Below are 17,556 nucleotides of genomic sequence, written 5' to 3'. Positions count from 1 at the left end.
TATATCAGCGCATGACCGGGCCAATGAAACGGCCGGTCTGGGTGACCGACAGTTCCGGCTGATCGATGGCCTGTAGATGAAACTCGACATCATAGCCGGCCTTCTCCAGATAAACCGGGTCGATGCGTAACTGGACCGGCAGCTGGGTGACACTCCCGCCTTCCACGTGTAATGTCTCGCGCGCCATGTGTAACTCCATTTGCGGCGGGCCATCGACGGTCAACCGGTAGGTATGCGCCGCCTCGTCCATGTTCAGGATCTTGAGCGTATAGATATTCTCCACCAGCCCCTGGTTGGTTTCGCGGTACAGGGTGTTGCGATCGCGCATGACATTCAGTTCCAGCGGTATCCGGGTCGCGATGCTGTAAAACACCGCCGCCGTAATCAGCAACAGCAACAAGCCATACACAACGATGCGGGGCCGCAGGACTTTGGTCGGCTTGCCTTCCAGCGTGTTTTCGGTGGTATAGCGAACCAGGCCACGCGGGTAATCCATCTTGTCCATGACTTCATTACAGGCGTCGATACAGGCGGCACAACCGATACACTGGTATTGCAGACCATCGCGAATATCGATACCGGTGGGGCAGGCCTGGACACACAGGGTACAATCGATACAGTCCCCCAGCCCTTTCTCCTGTTTGTCCGTGCCGCGCTTGCGCGCCCCGCGCGGCTCGCCCCGGTTGGCATCATAGGAAATGACCAGCGTATCCTTGTCGAACATGGCGCTTTGAAAACGGGCGTAAGGACACATGTAAATGCAGACCTGCTCACGCATGAAACCGGCATTGCCGTAGGTGGCGAAACCGTAGAAAAACACCCAGAAGGTCTCCCACGGACCCAGATCCAATTGCAGCACGCTCTGCCACAACTCGGTGATCGGGGTGAAATAGCCGACAAACGTAAAACCGGTCCACAGGGACAACAGAATCCAGACAGCCTGCTTGCTGCCACGGCGCAGAATCTTATTGGCATTCCAGGGTGATTTGGCCAGTTTCATCTGTTTGGGCCGATCGCCTTCGATCTTGCGTTCGATCCAGAGGAATAGCTCTGTCCAGACCGTCTGCGGACAGGCATAACCGCACCACAGTCGCCCGGCCAGGGCGGTAAAGAAAAACAGCGAGAGGCCGGCAATGATCAACAGCGCGGCCAGATAGAAAAAGTCCTGCGGCCAGAAAGTCAGGCCAAAGATATAAAACTTGCGTGCCGGCAGATCGAACAGCACCGCCTGATGGCCGTCCCAGGAAAACCACGGCAACAGGTAATACAGGCCCAGCAAGACCAGCACCCCGAGAATTCGCAGGGTGGCAAAAATACCGTGCACTTCGCGCGGATAGATCTTCTGGTGTTTGGCGTAAAGTTCCTGCTCAACCGCCTGCTCGGACGAGTGAGCCTGGTGTTTAGGGTTATTCATCGACACCCCGATAACTGCTTGATTGTCCTGGTTTATCCAACCTGGTTCCCGTCAACCGGATACCGGCCCGGGCCAATGGCTCAGGGCCGGTGGCGGACGAACATATGCGATAGGTCATTGCTTGGGCGGTCGAATAAAAAATACATAAAAAAGATAGCCGACGATGGCAACCGAAATCACCAGCACGCTCAGCGACAGGATACCGGTCCAGGTTCCGAACAGCAGTTCCAGCATGACGCAACTCCTTATGATGTTGGGCGGCGGGCAACAGCCCGCCGCCGCCGCGGCGGATTAATCAGACAGACTGTAGACGTAGGCCGCCAGCAAATGCACCTTGTCCTCGCCAAGAAACTCCTCGTGCGCGGGCATCTGGCCCTGACGCCCCTCGCGAATTGTCTGACGAATCACTCCCGGCGATCCGCCATACAACCAGATGTTGTCGGTCAGGTTGGGCGCTCCCATCGCAATCTGTCCCCTGGCATCCGGGCCGTGGCAGACGGCGCAGTTCTGGTTAAATACCTGTTTGCCGGCCTGGATCCTGGCCGCATCGGCTTCGCGACCGCTGAGGCTCATCACATAGGCAGTCACATTATCGATCTTCTCCTCACCCAGATGGGCCTGGGCAGGCATCACGCCGGTACGCCCGTTGAGGATACTGGTCTTGATCGCCTGGGGATGCCCCCCCCACAACCAGGCATCATCCTTGAGGCTGGGAAACCCGCGCGCCCCGCCGGCATCAGAACCGTGACAGGTGGCGCAATAGTTCAGGAACAGGCGTCGGCCGGAGGCCATCGCCTCATCATCCTGCGCCAGCACCGGAATCTCGGTTTCGGCATAACGGGCAAAGATGGGACCATATTCCTGCTGGGCCACGTCCATCTCCTGCTCATACTGGCCGGTGGACGTCCAGTTCAGGACGCCCCTGAAATTACCCAGCCCCGGATACAGGATTAGATAGATCAGCGCGAAAATAATGGTGATGTAAAACAGCCACAACCACCAGTTGGGCAGCGGGTTGTTGTACTCCTCCAGGTTGCCATCCCAGGTATGCCCGGTGACATCGCCTTCGGCCGCCTCACCACTACGGCTTTTGGTGGTCCATTTAATTAACCAGTAGCAGGCGAAAATCATGCCCAGGCTAATCACGGCCACAAACCAGCTCCAGAAGCTACTCATGATCCGTTCTCCTTATTCTTTTGCTCGCGGGGATATTCCGGCTCGTTCAGGGGCAGATGAGCCGCCTCGTGAAAATCACGCTTGCGTTTACTGCTCCAGGCCCAGATAAAAATGCCAATGAATACCACAAAAATAACCACGGTGTACCAGCTGCGCACGTCGTTCATATCCATTGCGTTTACCTCCGTGCCTTGATGCTGGTACCCAGGCTCTGCAAATAGGCCACCAGGGCATCCATTTCCGTTTTCCCCCTGACGTCCTCGGCCGCGCTGGCGATCTCCTCCTCGCTGTACGTCTGGCAACCGTTACAGGTCGCTCTGGTGAGCTTGTTCATCACCTGCAGTTTTCTGGCCGTGTACTTGCCGTCGAGTTCATTCTCCGCCAGCCAGGGGAAGCCCGGCATGTTGGATTCGGGCACCACATCGCGCGGATTGATCAGATGAACCCGATGCCACTCGTCCGAATAGCGCCCGCCGACCCGCGCCAGATCCGGCCCGGTCCGCTTGGAGCCCCACTGGAACGGCCGGTCATAGACAAACTCGCCGGCCACCGAATAGTGCCCATAGCGTTCGGTCTCGGCCCGGAACGGGCGAATCATCTGCGAATGGCAGGTATAGCAACCCTCGCGCACATAGATATCCCGCCCTTCGAGTTCCAGGGCACTGTAAGGCTTGAGGCCATCAACCGGCTCGGTCGTATCCTTGATAAAAAACAGCGGCACGATTTCCACCAGTCCCCCGAAACTGATCACGATAACAATGAGCAGGGCCAGGAGGCCGGCACGTGTTTCTATTTTGTCATGACTCATGATGCTCTCCTCCGTTAAGCCGTCTGCGGAATGCGTTCATCCGCCGCGGCCTTCGGGCCGGCGATGGTCTTCCACACGTTGTACGCCATGATCAACATACCGGCCAGATACATCAGGCCGCCGAGCAGGCGCACGGCATAGAACGGATACATGGCCTCCAGACTTTCCACAAAGCTGTAGGTCAGGGTGCCGTCATCGTTAATGGCGCGCCACATCAGCCCCTGCATCACACCGGCGATCCACATGGAGGCGATGTACACCACGATACCGATGGTCGCGATCCAGAAATGCACATCGATCAGCTTCACCGAATGCATTTGCTCGCGTCCGAACAGCTTGGGAATCAGGAAATAGACCGAACCGATGGTCACCAGGCCAACCCAGCCCAGCGCACCGGAATGCACGTGACCGATGGTCCAGTCGGTGTAGTGGGACAGGGAGTTGACGGTCTTGATCGACATCATCGGCCCCTCAAAGGTCGACATGCCGTAGAACGACAACGAGACGATCAAAAATTTCAGAATCGGATCGGTTCGCAGTTTGTGCCAGGCACCCGACAGCGTCATGATGCCGTTGATCATCCCGCCCCAGGAGGGTGCCAGCAGGATCAGCGAGAAGACCATGCCCAGCGACTGGGCCCAGTCGGGCAGGGCGGTGTAATGCAGATGGTGCGGACCGGCCCACATGTAAATGGCGATCAGCGACCAGAAGTGCACCACCGACAACCGATAGGAATAGATCGGTCGTTCCGCCTGCTTTGGGATAAAGTAATACATCATGCCCAGAAAGCCCGCGGTCAGGAAAAAGCCCACCGCGTTATGCCCGTACCACCACTGCACCATGGCGTCGATGGCCCCGGGATACACCGAGTAGGACTTGGTCAGGCTGACCGGCATGGCCAGGCTGTTAATCACGTGCAATACCGCGATGGTCAGGATAAAGGCGCCGAAAAACCAGTTGGCGACATAGATATGCTTGACCCGGCGTTTGGCCAGGGTACCGAAGAAGACGATCGCATAGACCACCCAGACCAGCGTGATTAACAGGTCAATGGGCCACTCCAGCTCGGCATATTCCTTGCTGCTGGTCATCCCCAGCGGCAGGCTGATGGCCGCCAGCACGATCACCGCCGTCCAGCCCCAGAAAGTAAAGGCCGCCAGCCGGTCGCCAAACAGCCGAACCTGACAGGTACGCTGCACCACATAATAGGAGGTGGCAAACAGCGCCGAGCCCCCGAAGGCAAAGATCACCGCGTTGGTATGTAATGGCCGCAGGCGGCTGTAAGTGAGCCAGGGGATATCGAAATTGAGCGCCGGCCAGACCAGCTGCGCCGCAATCACGACCCCGACCAGCATCCCGACGATGCCCCAGACCACGGTCATTACCGTAAACTGGCGCACCACCCTGTAATTATAGGTCGATTGATTATCCATGGACTTTCCTTTTTTATTCTCGCAAAGCAAGGGAAGGCTTCTGATTTTATGACTTGAACAATACCCAAGCCGTGTTACTAAACCTAGCCCAGGTCTTGATCTGGATCAAAAGAAAAGTCGTCTTTTTTATGCGCCGATGATCCGGCGCGGGCTGAAGCCTCAGGCGCCGTGGGAACTGGAGCTATCGGCGGGCTTGCCGGGCAATTCCCGGCAATTGGAGGCAATCGCCTGCAGGCCGGCGGGATCGAGGATGCGAATATGTTTGCGTTCCACCCGGATCAGTCCCTGATCCTGGAAATTGCCGAGCAGGCGACTGATGGTCTCCATCGCCATGCCCAGCATGTTGGCGATATCCCCCCGCGACATACTGAGATTGAACTCGTTGGCCGCATAGCCGCGTAACTTGTACCGCTCGGAGAGTCCCATCAGGAAACTGGCCAGCCGGTTTTCCACCGGCATGCGGGCGAGAACGGTCATGTGACACTGGTCATGCTGAATCTCTGCGCTCATCAGGCGAAACAGATGCAGCTGCAATCCGGGAATCTCCCGGCTCAGGGATTCGAGATGGTCAAAAGGAATTTCGCAAACACTGGTGGTTTCCAGGGCTACCGCCGAGCAGGCATGCCGATGACCGCCAATCGCATCCAGACCGATCAGCTCACCGGGCAGATGCATACCGATCACCTGCTCCTGACCGTCGCTCTGGCTGGTGTAGGTTTTCAGAGATCCCGAGCGGATGGCATACAGGGAACTGAAGTCCTGACCGAGGCGAAACAGAAACTCGCCCTTTTCCACCGGCCGGCGACGCTTGATGATCTTGTCGAGTTTGTTGAGGTCCCCTTCGCCCAGACCCATCGGCATGCAGAGTTGATAGAGGCTGCACTTCTGGCACTGAGTGCGCACTTCGGACAGATTGACGACGCGTTCTCTGGACATGGACCTCGACCCGACTCCGGTTGGTTGGCTGTAGCAGACTGACGACACCCGCCGGGTGCCTCCAATAAACTATACTCTCACCGGCCCGATTCAACAAAAAAGTCCGTTTAATCGTTCGATTAAAAAACGCCACAATACCCGAGCCAAAACCTGCGGCATCGTTCAGGGAATCTGGTAGAATCCGGATTTTCCCGCAGCCGCTTATTTCGGTATGCTATCGCTTTAATTGGCGCCGGCCCGCGCGCCCTGACTGGAGTCATCATGTCCGCACGTCGTGCCAACATCGAACGCAACACGCTGGAGACCCAGATCCAGGCCCGTATTGATCTGGACGGCCAGGGCAGGGCCGAGTTCAACACCGGCCTGCCGTTTCTCGAGCACATGCTCGAGCAGGTGGCCCGCCACGGCATGATCGATATCACCCTCCAGGCCAAAGGTGATCTGCACATCGATGCCCATCACACGGTGGAGGATATCGGGATCAGCCTGGGCCAGGCCTTCGACAAGGCGGTCGGCGACAAACAGGGTATCCGCCGCTACGGCCACGCCTATGTGCCGCTGGACGAGGCGCTGTCCCGGGTCGTCATCGACTTCTCGGGCCGCCCCGGTCTGGAGTACGGCATCGATTTCCCGCGCTCGCACATCGGCGAGTTCGACGTGGACCTGTTAGGCGAGTTCTTCCAGGGCTTCGTCAACCACGCCCGTGTCACCTTGCATATCGACAACCTGCGCGGCCGCAACGCCCACCATATTGCCGAAACCGCCTTCAAGGCCTTCGGCCGGGCGCTGCGCATGGCACTGGAGCCGGATCCACGCATGCAGGGTATCACGCCGTCAACCAAGGGCAGCCTCTGAGCCACAACACCGGGGCTGCCCCGCCTGAGTATCCGAAGACTATGTCGACTGTTGCTGTAATCGATTACGGAATGGGGAACCTGCACTCGGTGAGCAAGGCCCTGGAAAAGGCCGATCCTGCCCGCCGGGTGACAGTGACCTCGGATCCTGAACAAATCCTCGGCGCCGATCACGTGGTACTGCCCGGTGTCGGCGCCATTCGGGACTGCATGGCGGAGATCCGCCGTCTGGAACTGGAGCCGGTGATTCTTCAGGTGGCTGAACAGGGCACGCCGCTGCTGGGGGTCTGCGTGGGCATGCAGGCGATGATGGAGTACAGTGCCGAGAACGACGGGACCCGCTGCCTGGGGCTGCTGCCCGGCAAGGTGCAGTCCTTTCCCCGCGACATGCGCGATCCGCTCAGCGACGAGCGGCTCAAGGTGCCGCACATGGGCTGGAACCAGGTCTATCCGCAGGTCGAACATCCGCTGTGGCAGAATATCGCCAACGGCGCGCGCTTCTATTTTGTCCACAGTTATTATGTGGAACCGGCCAGCCCGGATCTGATCGCCGCCTCCTGCAACTACGGCATCCCGTTTACCTGTGCGCTGGCAAAGGGTAATGTATTTGCCGTACAGTTCCATCCCGAAAAGAGCCAGCATGCCGGTATACAACTGTACACCAACTTTTTGAACTGGGACGGTTCCCTCTAGACGATACCCCGGACACCACGGTCACTTTCAGCCAATACGAGAGACTTTACCATGTTGCTTATCCCTGCCATCGACCTCAAGGACGGCAAATGCGTTCGTTTGCGTCAGGGCAAAATGGAAGATGAAACGATTTTTTCCGACGATCCGGTCAGCGTGGCCGCACGCTGGGTCGAGGCCGGCGCCCGGCGCCTGCATATCGTCGATCTCAACGGCGCCTTCGCCGGCAAACCGGTCAACGCCGAGGTAGTTCACGCCATCGCCAGCGCCTTTCCCGATCTGCCCATCCAGATCGGCGGTGGTATCCGCGATGAAGAGACGGTCGAAACCTATCTGGACGCCGGGGTGCAGTACGTCATCATCGGCACCAAGGCGGTCAATGCCCCCCATTTCGTCAACGATCTCTGCCTGGAATTTCCCGGTCACATCATCGTCGGCCTGGACGCCAAAGACGGCAAGGTGGCCATCGACGGCTGGTCCAAACTCTCGCGTCACGATGTCATCGATCTGGCCCAGCATTTTGAACAGGACGGGGTCTCGGCCATCGTCTACACCGACATCGGCCGCGACGGCATGATGACCGGCGTCAACGTCGAGGCCACGGTCAAGCTGGCCCAGTCCATGGCCATCCCGGTGATCGCCTCCGGCGGCATCACCAACATGGACGACATCCGCGCCCTGTGCGAAGTGGCGGATGAGGGTATCATGGGCGCCATCACCGGCCGCGCCATCTACGAAGGCAGCCTCGACTTCGCCGAAGGCGCCGCCCTGGCCGACACCTGCGGCGGGGAATAATGCCACTTATTGCTAACACTGATTACTAACGCCAAGAACGCAAAGACGCAGAGGACGCAAAGTGGTAATTTTGAATCAAATACAAAGTTGGTAATTCAAAGCTTAAATATCAATCTTGTATCTTTGCGTTCTCTGCGTCTTTGCGAACTCCGCGTTAATTTTGTATCTAGAAAAGAGAGCAATTATGGGCCTTGCCAAACGTATTATTCCCTGCCTGGACGTCGATAAAGGCCGGGTTGTGAAGGGGGTGCAGTTCGTGGATATCCGCGATGCGGGGGATCCGGTGGAGATCGCGCGACGCTATGACGAGCAGGGTGCCGATGAACTGACCTTTCTGGATATCACCGCCAGCCATGAAAACCGCGAGACCATGGTGCACGTGGTCGAGGAAGTCGCCGGACAGGTGTTTATTCCGCTGACCGTCGGTGGCGGGATTCGCAAGCTCGAGGATGTACGCGCCATGCTCAACGCCGGCGCCGACAAGGTCGCGATCAATACCGCGGCGGTGGACAATCCCGAATTCGTGCGCGAGGCGGCGCAAAAATTCGGCTCGCAGTGCATCGTGGTGGCCATCGACGCCAAGCAGGTGAGCGATAATCCGAAAAAATGGGAAATCTTCACCCACGGCGGGCGCAAGGCCACCGGTCTGGATGCGGTCGAGTGGGCGAAGAAGATGGTCGACTACGGCGCCGGCGAGATCCTGCTGACCAGCATGGACCGCGACGGCACCAAACAGGGCTTCGACCTGGATCTGACCCGCGCCATCTGCGAGGCGGTCAGCGTGCCGGTCATCGCCTCCGGCGGTGTCGGCAACCTCGATCACCTGGTCGACGGCATCAAACAGGGCCACGCCGACGCCGTGCTCGCCGCCAGCATCTTTCACTTCGGCGAGTACAGCATCGAGGAAGCCAAGCGGCGCATGGCCGGCAGCGACATCGAAGTCCGCCTCTGAACCTGCACCCTGATCAGTAACGCGAAGGGCGCAAAGGCGCGGAGAACGCGAAGAAATAATTTTTAGTGTTGAATTTTAAATTTTGAATTATGGCATCTGCCTTATAATTCAGAATTCAACATGAAACATTCAAAATTGCTTTGCGTCCTTTGCGCCTCCGCGACTCCGCGTCCTCTGCGTTTTAAATCGGGATACGACTTATGAGTACAAACTGGCTGGATGAGATCAAGTGGACCGGGGACGGGCTGGTGCCGGTGATTGCCCAGGAGACGGGTACGGGCCAGGTGCTGATGCTGGCCTGGATGAACCGCGAGTCGCTGGCGCTGAGCGTGCAGGAGGGCAAGGCGATCTACTGGTCGCGCTCGCGCGGGCGGCTGTGGCGCAAGGGCGAGGAGTCGGGTCACGAGCAGATCATCCACGATATCCGCCTGGACTGCGACAACGACGTGGTTCTGCTGGAGGTGGAGCAAAAAGGCGGAATCGCCTGCCATACCGGCCGACATCGCTGTTTTTTCAAGCAGTTACAGGGCGATCAGTGGGTCGAGGTGGAGCCGGTTATCAAGGACCCCGACGCCATATATAAATAGTGTCCCCACAAACGGCGCCAAACGTGGAATAATCCCCCTCTATGAGCGACATATTGCAACAGCTGGCCAGCGTGCTCGAGCAGCGCAAGGAGGCCGATCCCGACAGCTCCTACGTCGCCGGGCTCTACGGCAAGGGGCTGGACGCGATTTTGAAGAAAATCGGCGAGGAAGCCACCGAAACGGTGATGGCCGCCAAGGACGGGGACCCGCAACAGGTCGTTTATGAAACCGCCGATCTGTGGTTTCATACACTGGTGATGCTGGCGCACCAGGGGCTTGGCCCGGATCAGGTGCTCGATGAGCTGGCGCGCCGCTTCGGCCTTTCGGGGCTGGAAGAGAAAGCCAATCGGAACCAATGAGGTCATCATGAGCGACTGCCTGTTTTGCAAAATTCTCGCTGATGAAATTCCCTCGGATCGGGTCTATGAAGACGAGCAGATGATCGTCTTCAAGGATATTAATCCCAAGGCCGAGGTGCACCTGCTGGCAATTCCGCGCGAGCACATTGCCAGCCTCAATGAGCTGGATCCGCAACATGATGCCCTGATGGGGCATATGCTGCGGCAACTGCCGAAAATCGCCACACAGCAGGGGCTGGATGACGGCTTTCGCACCATTATCAACACCGGCGAAGGCGGCGGGCAGATCATTTTCCATCTGCACATCCATTTGATGGGCGGAAAGAATATGCCCGGCTTTGAATAGTCACAGCGTTGATTGTTTTGAACAATACAGACAGCGCTTCAATAAACGTTAACGTTCAGGACGTGGAGTAACATCATGGGTATTGGTATCTGGCAACTGGTTATTATTCTGCTGATTGTACTGCTGCTGTTTGGCGCCAAGCGGCTGCGCAACATCGGCTCCGATCTCGGCTCAGCCGTCAAAGGCTTCAAAAGCGCGGTCAAGAGTGAAGAAGACGCCGCTCAGGACAATGACTCGGCCAAACTGGAAAGCAGCGACGACGACAGTCAGACCATCGAGGGCGAAGCCACCAAGGTCAAGGACCAGGACAAAACCTGAGAGGGTTCTGATCATGGTAAATTTGCGCGGAGCCGGACAACGATTCGTCTCCTCGTCCCTCGTCCCTCGTCCCTCGTCCCTTATTTATGTTTGATATCGGCTTCCTTGAATTGATCATCATTGCCGTCGTCGGCCTGGTGGTGATCGGTCCCGAGCGCCTGCCCGGTGTGGCCCGCAACGTGGGCAAGTGGGTCGGGCGCACACGCCGTTTTGTTACCCAGGTCAAATCCGATATTGATCGCGAGATGAAGCAGGAAGATCTGCGACAGGCGCTGGAACGCGACGCCGGTCTTGATGAGCTCAAGCAGATCATGAACAGCGATCGCTTCACCATCGAAGAAGAAGACAAACCCGATTACCTGGTCAAGTCAATCGGCGATGAAGAGGCCGAGGCCGGCAAGGAAGAACCCTCTGCCGCAAGCAGCGACGACAGCGATACTCCCCAACACACCGACACCCCGAATAATGAGCCAGAAAAACCGCAACGATAACGATCAGGGTGTTGAACAGGAGACACCGTTTCTCTCGCACCTGGTCGAGCTGCGCGATCGCCTGCTGCGTATTGTCGGTCTCGTACTGGTACTCACCGTCGCGCTGATGGCCGTCGCCAATGATCTCTATTATTACTTTTCATTACCGCTTCAGGGTTATCTTCCCGAAGGGGCCAAAATGCTGGCCATCGGTGTTATCTCGCCGGTTTTCACGCCATTCAAACTGGCCCTGATTGCCGCGTTTTTTCTTTCCGTACCGTATGTACTGCATCAGCTATGGTCGTTCATCGCCCCCGGCCTCTATCAACACGAGAAAAAACTGGCGCGGCCCTTGCTGGTATCGAGCATTATCCTGTTCTACCTGGGCATGGCTTTTGCCTATTACGTGGTTTTCCCGCTGGTATTCGAGTTCACCTCCAACTTTGCCTCCGAAGGCGTCGACTACCGGCCTGATATCGCCAGCTATCTCGATTTTGCCGTTAAACTGTTTTTCGCGTTTGGTGTCGCCTTCGAGGTTCCCATTGCCACCATCATGCTGATCCTCGCCGGGATCACGACGCCCGAGTCACTGTCCCAAAAACGCCCCTATATCATCGTCGGCGCGTTTGTGATCGGCATGCTGCTGACCCCGCCGGACATTATTTCCCAGACCCTGCTGGCCCTGCCCATGTGGCTGCTGTTTGAAGTCGGTGTCATCTTCGGGCGTATCATGAAGCGCAAACGCGAAGAGACCGCCGACGAAACCGGGGAAACAGATGAGGAAGAGCCTCCGCTTAGCAGCGAAGCGATGGAAGCTGAAATGGAAGCTGAACTTGAGCGGGCCATTGCCGAGGAAGAGGAACTGAAAAACAGCAACGACACCGATAACGAGGATAACGACACCGATCGCAAGACATGATCCGCAGGAACGACCTATGACAAACTGCACAGATGATTGCCACCCCCCTTCAGCGCGACGGCATGCCTGCCCGCGCAATGGCAAGAGCTATCCCGTGGTTTCGACCACCACCCTTTTGCATCACCTCGAACAGCCCTGGCAGTGGAATCTGGCCGAACGGCACTATTATTTCTGCAGCGATCCGGACTGCCCTGTCATCTATTTCGGTGACGACGATTCTGTCATCGAACAAACCGGCGTACGCACGCCGGTGGGACTCAAGGATCCCTCGGATACGGCCTTGCTCTGCTACTGCTTCGGGGTCACGCGCGCTGACGCGCGCGATTCGACGATCAAGGCTTTTGTCCAGCAACAGACCCGACAGGGTGTCTGTGCTTGCCAGACCCGCAACCCGGCGGGTCGGTGTTGCCTGGGCGATTTTCCCGACAGCAAGGAAGGCATAGTCGACTGCAGATAGTATTCTGCAAGCCCGTCCTACCTCCACTCTCTTGCAGCAAGCCCATCTTGCAGGCCTGTTTCGAGAACACCCTTACGACTCATCGTTCCTGAAATCGTTTTCCGGTACAAACTTGTCAACCAGGGTAACGGATCGGCGCTGTCAGAAATTTTTACTCAGTGCAGCCCCGATAGTGCATCCGCCACTCGGGCCAAACAACGAGTGTCATATTCTTCCTCCTTGTTATCAGTAACTTAAAAATAGAACATCAAAATGTAAGTTATTTTACTCACGCCAAACACCAATGAACCGTCGAGCAACTTTACAATAAAATTTACACAGCCCCTGGGCAGGTTTTTTTCTTGCTTTAAAAACAGATAGTTATGATATTTATTTCGGTTGGCATAGGTATTGCTTAGTACTTAACACAGCTAAATATAAGGGGAGAATTCTCATGAAGTTCACAAAACTACTTGGCGCATCCTTGTTCAGCGTCATGTTGATGTTCAATGCGACAGGCGCCAAAGCGGCAAGCTTTGCCGATATCGCCTTTGTTCTCGACCAGTCCGGCAGTATGGGGGGCGAATACAACTGGTTGGGAAGCAGCATCAGCGCTATCGACACAGCATTATCAGCAGGGGGCGTCACCGCAAACTATGGCCTTGCAGGCTACGAGGAATTTGCTGGAAATGAACCTGGTGCACCTGCAGGTAGCACCTACCTTGATTTCACCAGCAACGTGGGCGACATCACCACCGCCGTGAACAATACCAATCTTTATGGGGGCACGGAGCGCGGCTACCATGCTGCTGACTGGGCCCGCACCGGCTTCAGCTGGACCGGCGGCGATTACGCCAAAGTCATCGTATTGGTCACCGACGAGGCGGCGGATCAGAACAGCGGCATTACCGAGACCCAGCTCGGTGCCAATATGACCGCTGGCGGCTTCCTGCTGAATGTCATTGCCCCGCAGAGCCGTGCATCCGAGTGGGATGAAGCCGCCTATAGCACAAGCGATTACCTCGGCTTTTTTGACCTTGGCTATCTGAATGACGATCCGGAAGGATTTACCAACGACTTTGTTAACGCAAAACTCCAGGAAATCCAGGATGTCACTCCGGTTCCGGCTCCGGCCACCCTCGCGCTGCTGGGCATTGGCCTCCTGGGCCTGGGTGCTGTCCGCCGGCGCCAGCGTGCATAAGACTGTCGCGATTAAAATAGCGTGACTAAAAAGGGCCTGACATTAATTGTCAGGCCCTTTTTGTTTTCAGGCATTGTCCATTTAGCGCTTATGACAATCACCCGGCCGGGCGTTGTTGTCTCAAGGACTTAAACTAAAGCGGACCAGGGATTGCTGCTCTAGATTGAGAATTCCCCTTCCCACTGACCCTGTTTAAAATCTATCGTCAGCTCGCGGGGACGCATCTTTTTTGCCCCGGGTGTATCCAGCTTTCGTTTACCCGGATAATGACGGGCAAATTCAACCGGATCACATTGATCGGACTGTACCGTGCGCACGGTAACAGACAATTGTTGCGTCACCGGCATGATCTCACTGTCGGACTCAAAGTCCGCCGGGTGAAACAATACCCGTTTTTTGACCATGCAGGAAAAATACAACTGCATTTCAACCAGCAACGGTTCCTCCCGCTCCTGCAACTGGCGCTGGGCCCGCCGGGTCCAGCGCACGGTCAGTTCCTTGTCCCGGTACTGGCACTGCGTTGCATGTTGATGCGGGTGGCGCAGCTTCTCCAGCCAACGCGACGGCGCGAATAAATCACCTGTCCCCAGGTAACTGTGATTGATCAGTAAACTTCGCATAATCTACCTCGATTAATAAGGTCATTGAATGGCGTGTCGCGCAGGGCAGGCCTTCATCCCGGCCAAACTCCACAGGCGCGGGCAGCGGGCTCTCAAAATTTGTTTCAATTTCAATCATAACAAACTTGAACGATCATTCAAGTATTGCCATACTCGGGATTATTGAATAGTCACTCAACAACCAGGAGGGCACAATGACCCGATTTACTTTTCATGATGAACACTCCGCACCCCAGGCAGCACAACCGACAATGGAACAGGCCAAACAGGCGTTCGGATTTGTCCCCAACCTGGTTCGGGGTATGGCCAATTCACCGGCTCTGGCGGAAGGCTATCTCACCCTCTCCGGGCTCTATGCCAACACCAGTCTCACTCCCCAGGAACAACAAGTGGCCCTGCTGGCCGTGAGTCGCTACAACGGCTGTGACTATTGCATCGCTGCCCACTCCATGATCGCCGAGATGGCACAACTGTCGGCCGATGCGATTCAGGCGTTGCGCGATGATCGACCGATTGACGATCCGAAACTGGAAGCCCTGCGGGTCTTTACCACCAAAATGGTCGACAAGCGCGGCTGGCTCGATGAGGCCGATACCCAGGCTTTTCTGGATGCCGGCTTCGACATGCAACAGGTCGGCGATGTGATCCTGGCGGTGGGCATGAAAACCCTGAGTAATTATTTCAATCACATCGCCAGAACGCCACTGGACGAGGCCATGAACCCGTATGCCTGGGCCGGAAGTGCGCCTGCCAAACAGGCGTAAATAACCGGTCATCCAGGATCGTTATTTTCACCAACCGCGTTGTAAGGAACCCTGTTTCCGGACGACCAAAGTTCAACAGAGATAAATGGAGAATCCCATGTCACAGTCAAAGAAAACCCTCAAATCCCTCTCATGGGCTGCCGGTGCCACACTGGCAACCACCCTGGCCGCCAGTAATGTCGCCTCCGCGGCCACACCCGCCGGAGATAACCCCTTCGCCATGAGCGAACTGGGCGGCGGTTACATGCTGCTTGCTGAAAAGGGTGGCGAAGGTAAATGCGGCGAAGGAAAGTGTGGCGGCAAGTCCAAAGACAAGGGCGCCGAAGGCAAATGCGGCGGCAAATCCAAGGACAAGGGCACCGAAGGCAAATGCGGCGGCAAATCCAAGGACAAGGGCACCGAAGGCAAATGCGGTGAAGGAAAGTGTGGCAGCCGCTAAGCCGGTTACCTGACGGCTCGACTGATGCGAGCGGGCGCCGCGACGGTCTCCTTCCCTGACCATCGCGCTCTGCCCGCTTCATCAGAATGTCCGTTCAGGCATTCAACTCCAGTGTACGCCTGTTTCCCCTGCTATAAATGGAAACCCCAATCAAAACAACGGAACGACTCCGGAGGATGCAATGAATTTTCTGTTCAAACTGCAAGGTCTGCTGGATAAGAGCAGGCAATTTGATTTTATCGCGCCGCTTTTACTGCGGCTGTTTCTCGCACCGATCTTTATTCTCGCGGGCTATGGCAAGCTAACCTCCCTGGATAATACGGCCTATTATTTCGGCGAAATGCTGGGTATGCCGGCTCCCATGCTGATGGCCCTGCTGGCCGGCGCCGCGGAGTTCTTTGGTGGAATCGCCATCCTGATCGGGCTGGCCACTCGCTGGTTTGCCATACCCCTGATGCTCACCATGATTATGGCCGCCACCACCGCGCACTGGGAAAACGGCTGGCACGCTCTGCCGGAAACCACCCTGACGGTACCCTGGGAGTGGCGCATGGATATGATCGAAGGTGCCGTTGAACGCCGCGATATGGCACGCGAAATTCTCAAAGAACATGGCAATTACAGCTGGTTGACCGAATATGGCAGCATTACAATTTTGAAAAACGGCATTGAGTTTGCCGCGACTTATTTCATCATGCTGCTGGTGTTGTTCTTCTACGGCGCGGGACGTTATGTCAGTCTGGATTACTGGATTGGCCGAAAGCTGGTCACTTGATTCACGCAGCCTCCTCGTGAATCGTTGCCGGTCCACCCTGGACCGGCTTTTTTATGTCTGGATGTCCTCGGTGACATGAATGTAATACGTGGTAAAAAGCTGAATAACCATTCCTAAAAGGTGCACAGAGGCATAGAGGCATAGATGCATAGAGCAGATTACGCGCCTTGCTCCCTGGTATTTTAGTCCATTCCCCCGGATTGATGTGACACACTCTACCCGGCCACAAAACTCTCGCAAAGACACAGATCACGCGGAGAACAAGCGATATCATTTTTTCTCTGCGCCGTGGCGTCTGTGCGAGAGATCAGCTTTTTTCTTCTACGGCACAGCCCGGTTGTGCCTCACCGCCAACGTCGGCGGTTTGCCAGGGTTTAATCAGGGAGAACCAGCCCTGACAGGCCGATGTGTCTAATTTTTACCGCTGAAACGCTGACAGGCTTTATGGATAAAATCGATCTGCTTGTTGTAGTTACGGCACCCCGAACACATCATCAGATGGAACCGCAGGGCCACCCGTTTGCGAAACGACAGTGACTCATCCTGCTGTTGCGACAGAAGTTTGGTGGTATCTTTACAATTGAGCATCGTGCATTACCCCTGTGCAAACCATTCTTTTTCGAGGCACAGCCGCAGCCGCGAACGTGCCCGGTGCAGTATCACCCAGCAATTGCTTTCGCTGATCTCAAGCTGAGCGCAGATCTCCGCCGTTTCAAAGCCAAGAAATTCGCGCAGGGTAAACACCCGTGCCGACTGTTCGGTCAGCTCGGCCAGGCACAGCTCGAAGATGTGCCAGAACTGCTCATTATCGAGCTCGTTTTCGGGATCGCCCCAGTTTGCCGGCCGCTTTTCCTCGCGCCACTCGCCTTTCTCATTAAAGAGCTGTTCGATCTCCACATCGCTGCCGTCCTCGGCGGTCAAACTCTGGGTCGGATGCCGGGTCCGATAGCGCAGCATATCGATAATCTTGTTGCGCAGGATCGAGAAGACCCAGGTCTTGAGCTGGGACCGGCCGGCAAAACCGTCGCGGGCGAGGTAGGCCGCCGCCAGGGCTTCCTGCACCGCATCTTCCGCGGCGGCCTCATCACGCAGCTGAAAGCGGGCAAAGCGCAGCATATCATGGCGCAGTGCGGCGATATTCGCGTCGGAGAAAGGCCCGCTGGCCTGCGAATTATCGGCATCCTGTGATGGCTGGCGCATGGCAGAAATAGCCCCGGGTAAAGAATTTTCCCCATTGTAACCGAGCCATCGGCCAGGCGGTATC

Annotated in this window: 25 protein-coding genes; 15 read left to right on the top strand and 10 right to left on the bottom strand. The window is 56.6% G+C overall.

Going from position 1 to position 17,556, the window contains the following annotated elements; translation table 11 throughout:
* Nucleotides 1-4 precede the first annotated feature (4 nt).
* The 7 genes from ccoG to fnr form a co-directional block, all read right to left on the bottom strand.
* On the bottom strand, nucleotides 5-1,414 hold the full coding sequence (ccoG, locus tag U5K34_RS06220) for a cytochrome c oxidase accessory protein CcoG (protein ID WP_322567611.1): 1,410 nt from the start codon (nucleotides 1,412-1,414) through the stop codon (nucleotides 5-7).
* 114 nt (nucleotides 1,415-1,528) lie between these two features.
* Nucleotides 1,529-1,648, bottom strand: a complete 120-nt coding sequence (locus U5K34_RS06215) for a DUF3149 domain-containing protein (protein ID WP_322564407.1) — start codon at nucleotides 1,646-1,648, stop codon at nucleotides 1,529-1,531.
* Between the two features lie 57 nt (nucleotides 1,649-1,705).
* Nucleotides 1,706-2,590 (bottom strand): cytochrome-c oxidase, cbb3-type subunit III, encoded by an 885-nt coding sequence (ccoP, locus tag U5K34_RS06210; protein ID WP_322567610.1) that lies wholly within the window; start codon nucleotides 2,588-2,590, stop codon nucleotides 1,706-1,708.
* Entirely contained in the window at nucleotides 2,587-2,763 is a 177-nt protein-coding gene (locus U5K34_RS06205) for a cbb3-type cytochrome c oxidase subunit 3 (protein ID WP_322564405.1), read from the bottom strand. Before U5K34_RS06205 ends, ccoP begins: the two co-directional genes overlap by 4 nt.
* 5 nt (nucleotides 2,764-2,768) lie before the next feature.
* Complete coding sequence (gene ccoO, locus U5K34_RS06200; protein WP_322567609.1) at nucleotides 2,769-3,398, bottom strand: cytochrome-c oxidase, cbb3-type subunit II; 630 nt, start codon at nucleotides 3,396-3,398, stop codon at nucleotides 2,769-2,771.
* A gap of 14 nt (nucleotides 3,399-3,412) precedes the next feature.
* Entirely contained in the window at nucleotides 3,413-4,831 is a 1,419-nt protein-coding gene (gene ccoN / locus U5K34_RS06195) for a cytochrome-c oxidase, cbb3-type subunit I (RefSeq protein ID WP_322567608.1), read from the bottom strand.
* A gap of 159 nt (nucleotides 4,832-4,990) precedes the next feature.
* Nucleotides 4,991-5,767, bottom strand: a complete 777-nt coding sequence (fnr, locus tag U5K34_RS06190; RefSeq protein ID WP_322567607.1) for a fumarate/nitrate reduction transcriptional regulator Fnr — start codon at nucleotides 5,765-5,767, stop codon at nucleotides 4,991-4,993.
* 261 nt (nucleotides 5,768-6,028) lie between these two features.
* On the opposite strand from fnr, the gene hisB reads away from it, so the two are divergent.
* The 12 genes from hisB to U5K34_RS06130 all read left to right on the top strand — a co-directional run bounded on the left by hisB (nucleotide 6,029) and on the right by U5K34_RS06130 (nucleotide 13,694).
* Nucleotides 6,029-6,622: an imidazoleglycerol-phosphate dehydratase HisB gene (gene hisB / locus U5K34_RS06185; protein ID WP_322567606.1), complete on the top strand. Its 594-nt coding sequence runs from the start codon at nucleotides 6,029-6,031 to the stop codon at nucleotides 6,620-6,622.
* A 41-nt stretch (nucleotides 6,623-6,663) separates the two neighbouring features.
* The gene (gene hisH / locus U5K34_RS06180; RefSeq protein WP_322567605.1) at nucleotides 6,664-7,314 is read left to right on the top strand and encodes an imidazole glycerol phosphate synthase subunit HisH; all 651 of its coding nucleotides are present in this window, start codon (nucleotides 6,664-6,666) and stop codon (nucleotides 7,312-7,314) included.
* Between the two features lie 51 nt (nucleotides 7,315-7,365).
* Entirely contained in the window at nucleotides 7,366-8,106 is a 741-nt protein-coding gene (hisA, locus tag U5K34_RS06175; protein ID WP_322567604.1) for a 1-(5-phosphoribosyl)-5-[(5-phosphoribosylamino)methylideneamino]imidazole-4-carboxamide isomerase, read from the top strand.
* Nucleotides 8,107-8,290: 184 nt separating this feature from the next.
* Nucleotides 8,291-9,058, top strand: a complete 768-nt coding sequence (gene hisF / locus U5K34_RS06170; protein WP_322567603.1) for an imidazole glycerol phosphate synthase subunit HisF — start codon at nucleotides 8,291-8,293, stop codon at nucleotides 9,056-9,058.
* A gap of 200 nt (nucleotides 9,059-9,258) precedes the next feature.
* On the top strand, nucleotides 9,259-9,645 hold the full coding sequence (gene hisI / locus U5K34_RS06165; RefSeq protein WP_322567602.1) for a phosphoribosyl-AMP cyclohydrolase: 387 nt from the start codon (nucleotides 9,259-9,261) through the stop codon (nucleotides 9,643-9,645).
* 41 nt (nucleotides 9,646-9,686) lie between these two features.
* On the top strand, nucleotides 9,687-10,004 hold the full coding sequence (locus U5K34_RS06160; protein WP_322567601.1) for a phosphoribosyl-ATP diphosphatase: 318 nt from the start codon (nucleotides 9,687-9,689) through the stop codon (nucleotides 10,002-10,004).
* Nucleotides 10,005-10,011: 7 nt separating this feature from the next.
* Nucleotides 10,012-10,350, top strand: coding sequence for a histidine triad nucleotide-binding protein (locus tag U5K34_RS06155; protein WP_322567600.1), 339 nt, complete (start codon nucleotides 10,012-10,014; stop codon nucleotides 10,348-10,350).
* 75 nt (nucleotides 10,351-10,425) lie between these two features.
* The gene (gene tatA, locus U5K34_RS06150) at nucleotides 10,426-10,668 is read left to right on the top strand and encodes a twin-arginine translocase TatA/TatE family subunit (protein WP_322567599.1); all 243 of its coding nucleotides are present in this window, start codon (nucleotides 10,426-10,428) and stop codon (nucleotides 10,666-10,668) included.
* An 86-nt stretch (nucleotides 10,669-10,754) separates the two neighbouring features.
* Nucleotides 10,755-11,159: a Sec-independent protein translocase protein TatB gene (gene tatB / locus U5K34_RS06145; protein ID WP_322567598.1), complete on the top strand. Its 405-nt coding sequence runs from the start codon at nucleotides 10,755-10,757 to the stop codon at nucleotides 11,157-11,159.
* A complete protein-coding gene (gene tatC / locus U5K34_RS06140) occupies nucleotides 11,134-12,057 on the top strand; it encodes a twin-arginine translocase subunit TatC (RefSeq protein ID WP_322567597.1) in 924 nt (307 codons plus the stop codon). The genes tatB and tatC overlap by 26 nt, the downstream gene beginning before the upstream one ends.
* 16 nt (nucleotides 12,058-12,073) lie before the next feature.
* Nucleotides 12,074-12,514 (top strand): putative iron-sulfur cluster-binding metallochaperone, encoded by a 441-nt coding sequence (locus tag U5K34_RS06135; RefSeq protein WP_322567596.1) that lies wholly within the window; start codon nucleotides 12,074-12,076, stop codon nucleotides 12,512-12,514.
* 433 nt (nucleotides 12,515-12,947) lie between these two features.
* Nucleotides 12,948-13,694, top strand: coding sequence for a vWA domain-containing protein (locus U5K34_RS06130; RefSeq protein WP_322567595.1), 747 nt, complete (start codon nucleotides 12,948-12,950; stop codon nucleotides 13,692-13,694).
* Between the two features lie 158 nt (nucleotides 13,695-13,852).
* Here U5K34_RS06130 and U5K34_RS06125 read toward each other — a convergent pair whose 3' ends face one another.
* Nucleotides 13,853-14,314, bottom strand: a complete 462-nt coding sequence (locus U5K34_RS06125) for a hypothetical protein (RefSeq protein WP_322567594.1) — start codon at nucleotides 14,312-14,314, stop codon at nucleotides 13,853-13,855.
* Nucleotides 14,315-14,508: 194 nt separating this feature from the next.
* On the opposite strand from U5K34_RS06125, the gene U5K34_RS06120 reads away from it, so the two are divergent.
* From U5K34_RS06120 to U5K34_RS06110, 3 genes are all read left to right on the top strand, one after another.
* The gene (locus U5K34_RS06120) at nucleotides 14,509-15,078 is read left to right on the top strand and encodes a carboxymuconolactone decarboxylase family protein (RefSeq protein ID WP_322567593.1); all 570 of its coding nucleotides are present in this window, start codon (nucleotides 14,509-14,511) and stop codon (nucleotides 15,076-15,078) included.
* A 97-nt stretch (nucleotides 15,079-15,175) separates the two neighbouring features.
* Nucleotides 15,176-15,517 (top strand): hypothetical protein, encoded by a 342-nt coding sequence (locus U5K34_RS06115; RefSeq protein WP_322567592.1) that lies wholly within the window; start codon nucleotides 15,176-15,178, stop codon nucleotides 15,515-15,517.
* Nucleotides 15,518-15,698: 181 nt separating this feature from the next.
* Nucleotides 15,699-16,292 (top strand): DoxX family protein, encoded by a 594-nt coding sequence (locus U5K34_RS06110; protein ID WP_322567591.1) that lies wholly within the window; start codon nucleotides 15,699-15,701, stop codon nucleotides 16,290-16,292.
* A gap of 411 nt (nucleotides 16,293-16,703) precedes the next feature.
* On the opposite strand, the gene U5K34_RS06105 is transcribed toward U5K34_RS06110, so the two are convergent.
* Nucleotides 16,704-16,880, bottom strand: a complete 177-nt coding sequence (locus U5K34_RS06105; protein ID WP_322564386.1) for a zf-HC2 domain-containing protein — start codon at nucleotides 16,878-16,880, stop codon at nucleotides 16,704-16,706.
* A gap of 6 nt (nucleotides 16,881-16,886) precedes the next feature.
* Nucleotides 16,887-17,492, bottom strand: a complete 606-nt coding sequence (locus U5K34_RS06100) for a sigma-70 family RNA polymerase sigma factor (protein ID WP_322567590.1) — start codon at nucleotides 17,490-17,492, stop codon at nucleotides 16,887-16,889.
* Between the last annotated feature and the right edge of the window lie 64 nt (nucleotides 17,493-17,556).

The sequence above is a fragment of the Thiohalophilus sp. genome (assembly GCF_034521165.1).
GTDB lineage: Bacteria > Pseudomonadota > Gammaproteobacteria > UBA6429 > Thiohalophilaceae > Thiohalophilus.
The sequence above is the reverse complement of the archived record's forward strand: the minus strand, read 5'-3'. Positions and strand labels throughout refer to the sequence as shown.